Raw genomic sequence first — 14,838 nt, 5'->3', positions numbered from 1 at the left:
TGATTTTGCAAAATTATTTATTTCTTTCCACAAACATCAATAACACCTTGTAAATCAGCAAAAGAGGCGCTATTTCGAACGCGCAAAGGTATATAATAAAATGTAATCTGCCGACATTTATTTCATTTCGTATCGGCCTGTATGATATTATAAACCTGTAAAAGAACAAGGCAATCACGAGGATATAGGACAAGGTTACCATTCCGGAAATAATAACCGGATGAGGGAAGGCAAGGATGAAAAGGAATGGGAGCAAAAACATTCCTAACATCTTATTTACGAGAAAAACGATAAAAAGGTATGTATTGGTTGCATTGCTCACATTAAAAATCCAACCCATCGCTGTCAAAATAAGTAATTTCCCCAGATAAAGCAAGCTAACAATCCCAACGCAGTAAGAAAAATTCAGCCAGAAGTCGGGAACGGGGTTTTGATGGAAACGAAATAATAGCAGGTTGAGGTACATCCCCGCAGAGATCGCGAACAATATATTAAGGAGAAGTGAAGGCAAAGGTGTCTGTAATAACTGCTCCCTGATTTGTTGCTGGCGCATGGTTACCCTGAAAAACAAGGTAAAAAGGTTACTGAGATATTTGCCAAAAAACAACTTGAAGATTGCAAAATATAATACCAGTCCGCATAAAAAGTAAAACAGCAGATCTTTGTCTGAAGTCGCTTTCTCGTCCAGGGTGCGCGATTGAGCACGGCCGGAGAACGGAATATATTTGTGTTGTTTTAATGTGGCCTGAATAGCAGCAATCCTTGAAATAATAAGTTCGTTGGCCCGGATCGTCGCCAGGGAATCGTTTAGCGCCCTTATAGAATCAGCAACCAATTTTAATGAGTCAGCTGCTCTCTTTTTTAGAGAATCGACCCTGGCCAGATTCAGAGAGTCGGTCCTGGCTTTTAAAGAATCGGCCCGGACTTTTTTAAGTGAATCTGCTATACGGTTTGCAGCCGAATACACGCGTACGGCAGGAACGGTTCTTCTTGTGGTATCCTGCGTTTGTCGCGAGACACTATCAGTTTGAGCAGCCAGCTTAAGTTGGCAGAATAGACAGCACAGCAGGGCAGTAAACAGAAATTTCAGCAAGTGCATGTTTTGGTCCGATAAGTTGGTGCGCAAAGTACCCGATATCTCATGAAATAATAAAATCCTTATTCAATTAAATCCGGTTACTACATAATTACTTTATCAATAATTATTAATAACAGCCATGATAGTAATCATCAAAAATAATTCACGTAGCCCAGATGTATCTTGGCCTGGCGCAAGTTAAACTTCAGATCATCTCTTTTTCCAACAGCATATGAGATATTGAAAATACCGGCTTTTGTTTCGAAGGCCATTCCTAATCCACCCCCAATGAACCAGTTTCTCAGATCTCGTGACTGTGAGGTGTTCCTGGTAATTCCACCATCAGAGAAAGCAAACAAAAATGAATTCTGACCCATCAGGTAACGATATTCTAAAGTAGCAACTCCATACTGAGATGCAAATATGCTCTCTTCATCAAATCCCCTGAGCAATTTATAACCACCAATCTGGAAAAGCTCGTTACGGAATATGTTGGGGCTTTCAAACCATCCGCCATTTAAGGCTGTTCTGATAGTAGAAGTGCGGCCCAGTCTGAAATGATGAGCTGCTTTCAGGCTTACACGAAACTGGTAAGATTTGAGCTTGAAGGTATCATACAGTGTTGCATAATCGAAATGGTCGTCAGTAAGTTTTACGATCACATTGTTTTTCTTAATATTTCTTGTGCCAGCGGTCGCTATAATTTCAAATTCATTGCCACTTCTTGGATTAAAGCGGTAGTCGGTATTATTGAACTGATAGTTTATTCCAAGATTAATGGAACTTACATCTGCTTCAGGTGGTAGCGTTTTTGTGTTCTTGACACTGACGGTATCAACTGTCAGAAGATTTGTTTTAAGGCTCTGTATAAATATAGATCCTGTTTGATTTGCCGACACCGAATACTGCAAACCAATCCTGCCACCGATATTTATATAAGAGGAATCTTTTTTGAATAAATCGAATTTGAGATCAATACCAAAAGGAGAATTAAAAAGATAAGGTTGGGTAAAAGCAAGATCGAGTCTTGGACTTTTCACCTGGATCTGCTGCCAATTAAGCCCGATGGTTTCACCATTACCAAGTGCATTCCTGAGATTTACATTTGCTTCACCGGTAACAAGCAATTTGTTATCTTCTGTTTGTTCGTTCGCAGGTAGTAAGCCGATCAGTACATTCACCTGGCTGCTTTTTTTGGGTGCGAGATACAGGTTGAGAATTGAACCCGTGCCAAGCATAGTCAGGTTCCAGGGCTGTTGCTCTACCAGGTAGGGCAAACCAGTGATCTTTTTGCTGATGGCCTGCAGCTTTTCTTTTTTATATGTGGTTCCGTTCAGGATGCTTAGATAATGTTGCAAAAAATTATTGCTGATTTTGGCTGTGCCCATATTACGGATACTGTCGATACGGTAAAGCGGGCCTTTATCAATTACCAGCTTACCCTCTAATCCGCCATTCGCAATCTGAATACTGTCCAGTTTCACTGAAGCAAATGGATAGCCGTTATTCTCCAGGTAATTGAGAATTTTATTCCGGCTTAATTCGAATTGTTGGAAATTTACCGGTTTTGAAGCCAACTGTTTCGGGTTCCAGGAGACAGCATAAAGGATCTGTTTATCGGCCGAATCGGTCCTGATATTTGTCCAGAACATAGTTTCACCGACATATAAAGTAATAGTGGCCTCCTCGGTATCAAGCGTTACACTGTCGACTGAAGCTGCTGCAAAACCTTTTGTAAAAAGAAGCTTGGGAATTTTGTCTATATATTCAGAACATGATTCACGGTTTCGGAATTCCGTTTGGAGTTTCAGCGTATCTGAGATAAAAGTCGCCTGCTTATCAATCGGTTCAATCTTCAATTTATACTGGGCACTAAGAGGATCTTGTATTGCGAACAGCAAAATCAAAGCTCCGGAAAGAGCCCTCACAACATATGCAACCAGTTTTGACATCAAGGATCGATCAGATTCAGCCGCAAAAGACGACCAGCAGAGAAAACAAATGCGATTATTAAAATACAAATTAACAGCTAACTAACGCAAAAGAGGCCCTTCCATTATTAAACTTCAAGAAAATTATGAATTATGAGTTATGAATTATGAAAGGAGTTGTGGAGTTGTGGAGTTATGAGTTCTTATTTTTGATCTTTGGTACTTATTATAAGGGTAAGGGATTTGTTGCACCCAATTAGCGATTTTGAGGTAAGTAAGTATCCGATACTGTTAATAGGTGCTCATTTTAGCTGTTTTTTGGGTATTCTGCTTATGTATACATCCCGTGTGCCTGGATTAAATCATTAGGCTGACAATTTGTGTTAATGTGTTAAAAGGTGCTGTTAATAGTGGGTAGAAATTAACAAAGGGTGAGATACCTTTGCAATCAATGGCAGGCATTTATTTACATATTCCATTTTGCAGGCAGGCTTGTCACTATTGCAATTTTCATTTTTCGACTTCACTGAACCTTAAAGATGATTTCCTGAAAGGCATATTAGCGGAAATTGAGCTGAGACATAGATACCTCGGGGGAAAACCGGTAAATACCATCTATTTTGGCGGCGGTACCCCTTCACTCCTTGAACAAAATGAACTGGATTCAATTCTTGACAAAGTTCACAAACATTACCAGGTTAGCACGAATGCAGAAATAACTTTTGAAGCAAACCCGGACGATATAACAAGTGAAAAATTAGCCGGTTGGAAAACAGCAGGGATAAACAGGCTAAGTATGGGAGTACAGTCATTTTATGAAGAAGATCTTCAATGGATGAACCGTGCGCATAATGCCGGCCAGGCCCTTGATTCCATAAAGATGGTGCAGGACCAGGGCTTCAGCAATCTTACCATTGATCTGATTTACGGGAGCCCCGGTCTGACAGATGAAAAATGGCGACATAATGTGAACAAGGCTATTGATCTTGGTATCCCGCATCTTTCCTGTTATGCACTTACAGTTGAACCGAAGACAGCTCTTGCCAATATGATCAGCAAGAAAAAGTCTGACCCTGTTCAAACAGAGGACCAGGCCCGCCAATTCCTTTTATTAATGGATTGGCTTCAGGCTGAAGGATATGAGCATTATGAGATCTCGAATTTTGCAAAACCCGGTATGCATAGCCGTCATAATAGCGCTTACTGGTCAGGTGAAGCTTATCTTGGCTTTGGACCTTCGGCACATTCCTACAACGGGCTGACAAGGCAATGGAACATTGCAAATAATCCCGTTTATATCCAGTCGCTGCTTGCCGGTAATCTACCTTTTGAAATTGAACAACTTAGTGAAAGAGACCGCCACAACGAATATATTATGATCAGTTTACGCAAGCGTGAAGGGATCTTAAAATCTGTATATTCAGAACTTTTTGGTGAAAATCACTACCTGGCTTTGTCCAGGAGTATAAAAAAACATATAAATAGAGGTTCAATAACTGAAAACGATAGCTCCTATTCACTAACAAAGGAAGGCAAGCTATTTGCCGATGGAATTTCAGCGGACCTGTTCATTTAAATACCGGTTAATAGTTACTGTGTGAAGACCGGCAAAATGCTTCTGCGTGAAGATTGGTTAATCGCTGCTGTATGAAGACCGCTAAATGCTTCTGCTTGAAGTTATTTGCTTCTGCTTGAAGACCTGTTAACTAACTATTCGTGAAAGCCGCTGATTATTTATGTGAATTGTGTTTGGATGCGCGAAGGTATTTCACTAACTCAGCTATCGATAATATGCCGATCATGGCAAGTATCGCAAAGGGACCATATGATGAGAAAGAAAAAGGCATTTATAATTATTCTTGTCTTGACCTCGTTATAAACCAGATAAACTTTTTATTAATTAGTTATGAGTTAGTAATCACTGTATTCACTCACAACTCATCACTCAAATATAAGACGCTTTTTAAAAGGCAATAGTTTACATCCTTTCAAAAATTAACAACCCTATATCAGACAAGCACCGCTTCCATTTGTTTATAGCCCGACCTCGGATTAACATTTTCCCAAAGGATTTCGTAGATAGTCGAGGCAATTGGCATTTCTGCGCCTAATTTACTGTTCAGCAAATGAATGCATTTTGCTGCATTATATCCTTCAGCCACCATATTCAGTTCCAGTTGAGCCGATTTAACCGAATAACCTTTGCCGATCATATTGCCAAATGTACGATTCCGGCTATACAATGAATAACAGGTTACGAGGAGGTCCCCAAGATAAACAGAAGCTGCATAACTGGTATTTTTTACATGCGTTACCGGATCTTCTTCCTCATGAACACCTACCTCAATATGCTGTATACCGGCTTTTTTAAGAAATCCCGCCATTTCATCCGCGCAGTTAGCTATCAATACGCTTTGAAAATTATCCCCGTATTCAAGTCCATGTGCAATTCCGGCTCCAAGTGCATATATATTCTTTAACACAGCCGCATATTGAACTCCATACACATCATTATTTACTACCGTGTTCACATAGCCTGAATTAAAATGTTGCGCAATCGTTTTACAGGTTTCTATGTCTGCACCGGAAAAAGTAAGATAGGACAACTTTTCTGCAGCAACTTCCTCAGCATGGCAAGGGCCCATGATCGTGAAATAGTCAGTTAATGGAAGATTGAATCTTTCACGCAGGAAATCATTAACCAATTTATTACTCGAAGGAATGATCCCCTTTATGGCAGAAACAATTTTTTTATGAACCAATGCTCCATGCTCAAGACCATTGAAATATTCTTCTACATATGCAGAGGGAACTGCAAGGATAATAACCTCCGACTCATCAATTAGTTTCCGAAAATCAGTCATGAGATTTAAAAGCCCCATCTCAAAATGCACTGAGCTAAGATATTTCGGATTATGGCGCCTTGCTACCAGGTAATCAACCGTAGATTGATCTCTAACACACCAATTTAAAGCATGGCCATTCCCAGTCAGCATCTTGGCAATTGCCGTTGCCCATGTGCCGCTTCCCACTAATCCGAATTTTATTTTCAATCTTGATTCTTAATTAAGAAAGCTCTTTAAGATAATTATGAGTTATGAATTATGAGTTATGAAAGAAGAAACCGTGCAGATGAGCAATTAATAAATTTAACAACTCATCAATTCTTACACTGCACTCATCACTCATCACTCATAACTCATAACTATATTAGGATTTCGGCGCTTCAAACAATTTATCTTTCGGGACCACCTGCACTTTCATTCCGTCTTTCAGCGTTTTGCTGATAATATTATAAGGTGAAGTGATAACCTCATCACCCACTTTAAGTCCTTCAACGATTTCAATAAAATTAATATCCTGGATATCAGTTTTGACTTTTACTTTTTTAACCGTGTTGTTTGGTTGAAGCACAAAAACCACTTCATCAAGATCTGCTGAAAGAGCTGTCTTTGGTTCTGATTCCTGGATGCCGGCTTCCTTTTTCTCATCCGTTTTATTACCTACCACATTGTCAGTTCCCTTTTCACGTGTAGTTACAGCATTGATCGCAACGGTTACAACATTTTGTTTGGTTTTAGTAAGGATATCTGCACTTGCAGTCATACCTGGACGGAAGGGAAAACTCCTGGGCCTGTCTTTATTAAAAAGATCCTGGTAACTCTCCGGTAAGATCCGGATATAAACCTTATAGTTTGTAACATCGTTTGATGATGCGCCGCCCAATGAAGCTGTTGCGGTAGCTGCACTGCTACTCGCTATCTGTGTAACCACACCTTTAAACTTTCGGTTAGTATATGCATCAACTTCAATAAGCGCAGAATCTCCCAGCTTAACTTTCGGAATATCATTTTCACCAACATCCACCCTTACTTCAATCTTGCTCATATCAGCAATTCGCATGATCTCAGTACCTGCCATCATCGAGTTACCAACTACCCTTTCACCTTTCTTAACACTGAGCAGGGATACCACGCCATTCATAGGGGATAATATTGCGGTACGACTAAGATCTTTATTCGCACGTTCCAGGCTTGCCTGCGCACTCTCTACTGAGGCCTGTCCGCTGCGTATACCCTGCAATGCTGCATTGTAGTTTGCTTTAGCTGCACGTAAGGCATTATCAGCTTGTTCAAACTCAGAAGTGGAAATTACCTTATCAGCCAATAACTGCTTTTGACGATCGAAGGTTTTCTGTGCAAGCTCCTGTGAAGATTGCAGGCTCTCCAGCATGGCTTTATTATTTTCAACACTGGCTACCTGCTGATTAACAACAGCTGCAGCCTGGTTTCTTTGAGTTGTATAGATATCCCCATAAATTTTTGCAAGCACCATACCTTTTGTTACACTGTCACCTTCAAGCACTGAAAGTTCGATTACTTCACCGGAGATATCGGGGCTCACTTTTACTTCGATTTCGGGAAATATTTTTCCGCTGGCAGTGACCGTTTCACTTATGGTCCTCGATGTTACTTTTTCAGTCGCAACTTTTGTTCCTTCTTCTTTTCCTATCACACCTGCCGATTTCAATCCAAGTAGTAATACAATGACAACAACTAAGCTTATAATGATCCAGAGCGTTTTCTTTTTCATACAAAAAGTTTATTCAACTGTTACGGGGTTGGTTGTAGTTGGTTAATTATTTAGTGAGTTAGTTTATTAGACTTTTATTTTTGCCTGTCGGATGGTTCATTGGTTCGTCTTTTCGTCGGAGCCACTGTATACTTGTTCAAATTTATTGAAGTTTGATACCTTCTCCTTTATAAAATTCCAGCACTTTCATGCGGAAAACATAATCATAATGGGTCAGTACTTCGTCGAGTTTTGCACGGGTAACATTATTCTGGCTGGTTATCAGGTCAAAAGTATTCAAGAGGCCCTGTGCAAATCGTTTCTGTGCAAATTCATAAGCTCTTTCGGCATTGATAACTGTTGACCTGTTTGCATTAAACTTTTGAAGAGCTGCAATTACACCGGCATAAGACTGGTAAATATTTTGTTTGAGCGTGATATTGTCCTGTTCGCTCTGGAGTTGATAAGTTTCGAGGTTCAGCTTTGTTCTTTCGTAACCTCCCCTTGCCTGCCAGGCGTTAAAGATCGGGATACTCAGGTTTATTCCAACCGACTGACTGAAGTTTTGATTCAATTGTTGGAAATAGGGATTTTTCGCAGTAATCGGTACGCTGATGGGCTGATTGCTGTAAACACTATAGTCGATACCACTGATATTTACTTTGCCAATCGGAGGATTGATAGTATTGGATCCGGTGATCCGATCACCCTGGTTATTAAAATTGGTACCGAGGTTACCAAAGAGTGAAATCCTTGGAAACATGGCGCCCCTCTGCGCTTTCACATAATGTTCGTATGATTTTACCCTCAATGCGTTTACCTGTTGCAACGGTTGCTTATCCAAAGCTACCCGGTAAACAAGGTCAGGCTGAAGTTCGGCAAGACTTTCCATTGGTATCTGGTCGATCGGTGGGGTTGTGACATCAAAATCCGTCGCCATGTCAATATTCAACAGTGCTTTCAGTGCAAGTAAATTGGTGGTTGCGTTAACATCTGTCTGCACAAGTGTTGCGCTATCCCTCGCAAGCTGGGCTTCCAGATTTGCTGCCTCCAGTTCCGGTAAAGATCCGGCGTTAACAAGTTTACGTGTATTTCCGAGTTGCGCAATGGTTTGTTCAACCTGTATCCGGCTGATGTTTACCTGCTCCCTGGCCAGCAAAACATTCAGATATGCATTGGCAACATTTAATGAAACATCGTTCCGTACTCGGTCAACATTGGAGTTGGCTGCCTCATTTTCGAATCTGTTGGCTTCAATCGTATTTTTCCTGTTAAAAAAATTGAACAGATCGACCTGAGTTTGAAGATTGTAGCCATTGCTCACAAATCCCTGAGTTATTAGCCGGAAGGTAACCGGATCCTGGTTTAAACCGGAGCCGTAGGAAACGTTGCTGTTCAGATTAAGAGAAGGAATCTGAGCCAGGCGCGTTTGCTTATATTGTACTGCGGCAATCCTGGCCTGCACATCTGCCTGTTTAACCGAAACGTTGTTTGCGATAGCATATTCAACAGCTCTTTTAAGATCCCATTTCTCCTGGCTGAATCCCGAAAAAGCCACTGCGGTTGAAACAAAACAAAGAAGGATTTTTCTCATTTTCATATGTATAATGACAAAAGTAATTGTAATGATTACTGGTCTGGCCATATTTTGATAAGCGGTCAGTTTAATGGCGGGCTAAAGATAATAGGAAATTTAATGTTTGTAAGGCATATTAATCAATCTATTATGTTTTTTTCACATTGATATATAAACTACGTGTTTCCATGTAGATTTTAACAAATTATACCGTAAAAAGCGGTTACACATGGTGAAAGTGATCATAGAATTATCTAAAATGTGGCTTTCAACTAAAAGGTGGCTTTCATCTGATTAAAGGCCTGATCAAGATCCTTTATAAGGTAGGCAGGCTCTTCGAGCCCGATGTAAAACCTGATCATCCGGTGTTCACGGTTTGCGGAATCAAATTCAGACGGTTCAATTGAGGCACATCTTGGCAATACCAGGCTTTCATGTCCTCCCCAACTCACCGCGATAAGCATATGTCGTAACGATTCACAAAAAGTTACGACCTCATCCATGTGACCAGCTTTAATAATCATGGTGAATAATCCCCCGGCAGCCTTAAGATGAGTTTTAGCCAATTCATACTGTGGAAAACCCGGATCCAGTGGATAAAGAACGGATTCCACCTTTTCATGCGACCGGAGATATTCCAGCACTTTAAGGGTAGATGCAGAAATCCGCTCCAGCCGTGCTGGAAGTGTCCTCAAACCACGGATCAGCAACCAGGCATTAAAAGGCGAGATGCCGTTACCCATATTCAACAGTTCATTGTCGAACAATTTTTTCATCATATCATGTTTACCCGTTAGTACCCCGGCCACAACATCGCTGTGTCCGCCGATATACTTGGTAGCCGATTGAACAACCATATCTATCCCCATCAGAATAGGCTGCATATATAATGGAGTAGCATAACTGTTGTCTATAATGGTAATTATCCCTTCGGCTTTTGCAAGTTCTGCAACTGCAGGCAGGTCCTGCATACTATAATCCCACGAGTTCGGAGATTCCAGGTAAATGATTTTGGTGTTCGGCAGTATAGCCCTTTCAAAATTTTCGATGCGGGTGCCGTCTATATAAGTAGTGGTAACTCCAAAACGAACCAGTACGTTATCAAATAATTTCTGGGCCCAGGTATAAGGCTTTTTTACGGAGACGATATGGTCACCTGATTTTACATTTCCAAATACTGAGGCAAATATTGCCGAAGCGCCGCTATTAAAAACCAGGCAATCTTCGGCTCCATCCAGCGCCGCAAGTTTTTTTCGAAGAATATCAGTAGTTGGATTTAACCCTCTCGAATAAAGGTAACCATCGAACTCGTCCCTGAAAGACTCCCTGATATCAGCTACTTTTTTGAAAGCAAAGTTGCTGGTCTGTACGATGGGTGGAGAAACGGCTCCGAAATACTTTTCACGGTCCTCGCCAAGTTCATTCAAAATATAGGAAAGGTCATGGCTATCTGGTGATCCCAATTCATCAAAGGGAAAATGCTCATTCATTTTTTCACAGTTTAAACGGTTCTTCCGTATGATTTGCGGGTAACAAAATAGATGATCATAAACGCCGCAAGCACACCGAGTCCGGTAAGCGCTGTCACGTAGTCATCAATCGCAATACTGATGCCCACAAAAGTATAGGCTGCAATAAAAATCAAGGGAAGTAATGGATAAAGTTTCATTTTATAGATCCCGGTGTTATCGAGATGTTTTGTTCTTTTCCGAAGAATAAATATTGTTGCTGCTGAAAATGCCATGCCAATGCAATCCAGGAATATTGTAAACTTCAAAATCTTGTCAAATGTATCTGCAAAAAACAATACAATAATACATATTGCTGCAAATACTGTAAGGCTTACAGTCAATACATCTCTTTTTTCGTCTTTTTTCATGAATGCTGCAGGCAGAATCTTATCAAGACTCATGGCATACATGACCCGCGGGTTACTTAACAGCAATACATTCACATAGGCAAGTACCGCAAAAAACAATAACACTGAAAAAACGTAACGACCCGTTGGTCCAAACATTCTTTCCGCAACGATGGCAGCAATACCTTTCGATGTTTTAAGTTCTTCAAACCCGATCACTTTGTAATATGCAAAATTCACACTGAGATATAAAAGTATGATCACAATGATACCAATAATGATCCCTCTTGGTAGAATCTTTGGTGCGTTTTTTACTTCATCGCCAAAATTGATCGTTTGCTGATAGCCCCCGTAGGTGAACGAAACCGCTATCAGCGCAAGACCAAAAGATTTTATGTATTCGGTCCATGTATATTCAGGTATAACGGTGATTGAAGTATTGACAGGAGCATGGATCGATGGAAAAAACAACGCGCTGATGAGCAGCATCACCATAGCGATTTTTATCAACATCAACACATTTTGTGTTTTTGAGCTCATTCTAAGCCCCATGAGGTTGATGCCATAAAACAACACGATGGCACCCATCGCTATAAATGCCTTTATAAAATTCGGTGGAGATGTGTCCCAGATCACCTGGGAAATGTATTCACTACCTATTAATGCAACACCAGATAATGAGGACGCATTCGAAATAAGTATGATACAATTAATAGCAAACGCAACTGACGGATGATATGCATATGCAAAGATCTTATAATATCCTCCCACAACGGGATACCTTGAGCCTATTTCTGCGTAGGTAAGTGCGCCGCAAAGAGCCACCAGGCCACCGGCAAACCAGGCAATAAAAAAAACCGCAGGCGTTAAAGCTTCCCTGGCTGAATCGGATGATGTTCTGAATATCCCCATGCCGATCACCAGGCCAATCACGATCATGGTCAGATCAAATAAATTTAGCTTGGCCGACTTCATTGCCGGAAGATAGAAAATATTTAGTTCTACATTTGTGATAAATCAGGCTAATCCACTATAAATGAAAAAAACTTTACTAGCTGCTGCTGCATTGGTTATTATGAATTTCGGCCGGGCACAAACGAAACAGATTGAGACAGATTCTTCAGAGATATTGAAAGAAGTAGTAATATCAGCTTATGAGCAAAACAGGAAGCTCTTGAATATCTCCGCACCTGTTAGTTTTGTTGGCAGGAACCAACTTGAACGATATAATAATACAAGCATTTTACCGGCATTGAATACAATACCCGGAGTCAGGATGGAAGAACGTTCTCCAGGCAGTTATCGGTTAAACATCCGTGGTAGTTCCCTGCGTTCACCCTTTGGTGTTAGAAATGTAAAATTATACTGGAACGATATTCCATTTACCGATCCGGGCGGAAACAGTTATCTCAACCAACTCGGATATTATAATATCAGTTCCCTTGAGATCATCAAAGGACCTGCAAGCAGTTTATACGGAGCCGGCACAGGTGGAGCAGTTCTTATCCAGAGTTTGCCAGCCAAATGGGAACAGATGGCTGCAATCAACTATGGTATCGGAAGTTTTAATAATCAATCACTGAATACTACCATACGATTTGGTAAGGAAGATTTTCAGAATACGATTACCTATTCAACCCAGGAAACAGATGGGTACCGGGATCAATCTGCCATGAAAAGAGAAGTATTCAGTTACGAGGCGAAAATCAAGGCAGGGGAAAAAGATGTGTTGAATGCATTTTTCCTGTATGGCGATCTTGATTACGAGACGCCGGGCGGACTCACAAAGACTCAATATCTCGCAAACCCAAAAGCAGCAAGACCTGCGGGCGGTGGGTTCCCATCTGCAGTTCAGGCGCAGGCAGCCATTAGTCAAAAAACTTTTCTTGCCGGCTTTAGTAACAGGTACCAGTTCACATCGAAGCTGGAAAACGTAGTATCGTTATACGGAGCCTTTTCACAGATCCGTAATCCTGCCATCAGGAATTTCGAGAAAAGAAATGAACCCCATTTTGGTGGCAGAACGGTTTTCAAATACAATGAAGAAGTCGGGACGGCTGATCTGAAAATTGTATTTGGTGCAGAAGCACAGCAGGGATTTTCTAATATAAAAGTATATGGTAACAGGTCCGGTGTGCAGGATACTTTACAAACAGACGACGAAGTGAATAACCTCCAATATTTTCTTTTTGCCCAGGCTGAGCTGGAATTGCAGGCAGGATGGATATTTACAGCAGGTGCAAGTCTGAACAAATCTTCCATTGAATTCAGCCGGGTTTCCCGGATCCCACCACTGGACCAGGAGGTTAAGTATAATAACGAAATCGCGCCGCGTATCAGTATCCTTAAAAACATTAATGACTACTACTCGGTTTACGCCTCAGTATCAAAAGGATTTTCACCTCCTACCCTTGCTGAATTACTTCCTTCAACCGGTGTTATCAATACCGGCCTTGAAGCTGAGTCAGGCATAAACTATGAAGCCGGTGTACGCGGATCGTTTTTTAAAGACAAGTTGTTTATCGAGGTAAATGGCTTTGTGTTCCAGATGAAACATACGCTGGCCCAGCGTCGGGATGCAAGTGGTGCCGACTATTTTGAAAATGCAGGATCTACAAGCCAGAAAGGTATCGAGACAAATATCAATTACCAGTTGTTTCGTTCAAAAGCAGGTTTCCTGAACAATGCGAAAATCTTCTTAAGCCATACTTTTAACGACTTCAAGTATAAAGATTATAAGCAGGTAACAACAGATCTATCCGGGAACAAGTTACCTAGTGTTGCCCCCCATGTGTTTTCAGCGGGCCTTGACCTGATGACCCGTATCGGGGTTTATGGACATGCTACCTGGTACTACAGCGATCCGGTTCCTTTAAATGATGCCAACACTGATTTCGCTGAGCCATTTAATTTGTTGGGAGCAAGGGTTGGTTTCCGTACCAATATATTCTCTTCATTTTCTATTGACATCTATGGCGCAGTAGATAATATATTTAATCGCACTTACAGTCTCGGGAATGATATCAATGCCGCAGCCGCAAGGTATTATAATGCGGCTCCCGGTATTAATTATAATGGAGGTATTACGGTTCGTTATGCATGGAAATAGCCAGGTTATTCTGCAGCATCCGAACACCTGGATTAATTATATTAACTAAAGCGTCCGAACACCTCGATTAACTACATTAATTATGTATGTATATGATTTATATCAAGCTTAAAAATCTTAAATGCTGATTGACAGATTCATAAAATATTGAGAAGGTCTGAATTTGATTTATATCAAACTTAAAAATCTTAAGTGCTAAGTGACTGATGAATTAAATATTGAGAAAGTTTGTGAAAGATGTGGCCGCGGTTTTATATGCAGGGCCGGGAAAATAAAGGAATGCCAGTGCAGCCAGGTTCAGCTATCTGATGCAGAAAGAATTTTTATCTCGGAACAGTTTAGAAATTGCCTTTGCAAGGACTGCCTGGAAGATCTTAAAACCAAATTTGTGTTATGGAATTCGAAAAAATCCTGACCGTTACCTTTACCCTGTTCGCAGTAATTGATATCATTGGTTCCATTCCGCTATTGATATCATTAAAAGAAAAAATGGGTGGCATTCGTGAACTTGCAGCAACCTTGATTTCGGGGGCACTGATGATTTTGTTCATGTTGGTCGGAGAAAAATTTTTAAGTGTTCTTGGTTTGGATACCGGGTCATTCGCGGTTGGCGGATCTATTGTTATTTTCATCCTGGGACTTGAAATGGTATTGGGGCATGAGTTTTTCAAAAGTGACCAGGATCTTAAATCAGGCACCATGGTTCCTATCGCT

Annotated in this window: 12 protein-coding genes; 5 read left to right on the top strand and 7 right to left on the bottom strand. The window is 40.8% G+C overall.

The genetic code is table 11. From position 1 onward, the window contains the following. Positions 1–13: 13 nt before the first annotated feature. Positions 14–1,093 (bottom strand): DUF4271 domain-containing protein, encoded by a 1,080-nt coding sequence (locus tag VK664_RS01365; protein WP_461396799.1) that lies wholly within the window; start codon positions 1,091–1,093, stop codon positions 14–16. A gap of 137 nt (positions 1,094–1,230) precedes the next feature. Further along, on the bottom strand, positions 1,231–3,030 hold the full coding sequence (locus VK664_RS01360; protein WP_461396798.1) for a BamA/TamA family outer membrane protein: 1,800 nt from the start codon (positions 3,028–3,030) through the stop codon (positions 1,231–1,233). Positions 3,031–3,460: 430 nt separating this feature from the next. Between VK664_RS01360 and hemW the strand changes: the two genes are divergently transcribed. Together hemW and VK664_RS01350 are read left to right on the top strand one after the other, a co-directional pair. Further along, positions 3,461–4,585, top strand: coding sequence for a radical SAM family heme chaperone HemW (gene hemW / locus VK664_RS01355; RefSeq protein WP_461396797.1), 1,125 nt, complete (start codon positions 3,461–3,463; stop codon positions 4,583–4,585). A 224-nt stretch (positions 4,586–4,809) separates the two neighbouring features. Next, positions 4,810–4,986 (top strand): hypothetical protein, encoded by a 177-nt coding sequence (locus tag VK664_RS01350; RefSeq protein ID WP_461396796.1) that lies wholly within the window; start codon positions 4,810–4,812, stop codon positions 4,984–4,986. A gap of 32 nt (positions 4,987–5,018) precedes the next feature. On the opposite strand, the gene VK664_RS01345 is transcribed toward VK664_RS01350, so the two are convergent. From VK664_RS01345 to VK664_RS01325, 5 genes are all read right to left on the bottom strand, one after another. Then, entirely contained in the window at positions 5,019–6,062 is a 1,044-nt protein-coding gene (locus VK664_RS01345) for an NAD(P)H-dependent glycerol-3-phosphate dehydrogenase (protein WP_461396795.1), read from the bottom strand. Between the two features lie 157 nt (positions 6,063–6,219). Next, on the bottom strand, positions 6,220–7,602 hold the full coding sequence (locus tag VK664_RS01340) for an efflux RND transporter periplasmic adaptor subunit (protein ID WP_461396794.1): 1,383 nt from the start codon (positions 7,600–7,602) through the stop codon (positions 6,220–6,222). A 142-nt stretch (positions 7,603–7,744) separates the two neighbouring features. After that, positions 7,745–9,175: a TolC family protein gene (locus VK664_RS01335; RefSeq protein ID WP_461396793.1), complete on the bottom strand. Its 1,431-nt coding sequence runs from the start codon at positions 9,173–9,175 to the stop codon at positions 7,745–7,747. A 254-nt stretch (positions 9,176–9,429) separates the two neighbouring features. Beyond that, positions 9,430–10,647, bottom strand: a complete 1,218-nt coding sequence (locus VK664_RS01330) for a trans-sulfuration enzyme family protein (protein WP_461396792.1) — start codon at positions 10,645–10,647, stop codon at positions 9,430–9,432. A gap of 11 nt (positions 10,648–10,658) precedes the next feature. Then, positions 10,659–11,990 carry an APC family permease gene (locus VK664_RS01325; RefSeq protein ID WP_461396791.1) on the bottom strand — a complete coding sequence of 444 codons (1,332 nt, stop codon included), beginning with the start codon at positions 11,988–11,990 and terminating at the stop codon, positions 10,659–10,661. A gap of 61 nt (positions 11,991–12,051) precedes the next feature. Between VK664_RS01325 and VK664_RS01320 the strand changes: the two genes are divergently transcribed. From VK664_RS01320 to VK664_RS01310, 3 genes are all read left to right on the top strand, one after another. Next, on the top strand, positions 12,052–14,124 hold the full coding sequence (locus VK664_RS01320; RefSeq protein WP_461396790.1) for a TonB-dependent receptor: 2,073 nt from the start codon (positions 12,052–12,054) through the stop codon (positions 14,122–14,124). A 199-nt stretch (positions 14,125–14,323) separates the two neighbouring features. Further along, entirely contained in the window at positions 14,324–14,539 is a 216-nt protein-coding gene (locus VK664_RS01315; RefSeq protein WP_461396789.1) for a cysteine-rich CWC family protein, read from the top strand. Beyond that, on the top strand, positions 14,518–14,838 hold a 321-nt coding region (locus VK664_RS01310), incomplete at its 3' end, for a MarC family protein (RefSeq protein ID WP_461396788.1). The genes VK664_RS01315 and VK664_RS01310, both read left to right, overlap by 22 nt.

This window comes from Flavitalea sp. (genome assembly GCF_035489435.1).
GTDB lineage: Bacteria > Bacteroidota > Bacteroidia > Chitinophagales > Chitinophagaceae > DATHKG01.
Note: the sequence above shows the minus strand (reverse complement) of the source record. Positions and strands in the feature narration are given on the sequence as shown.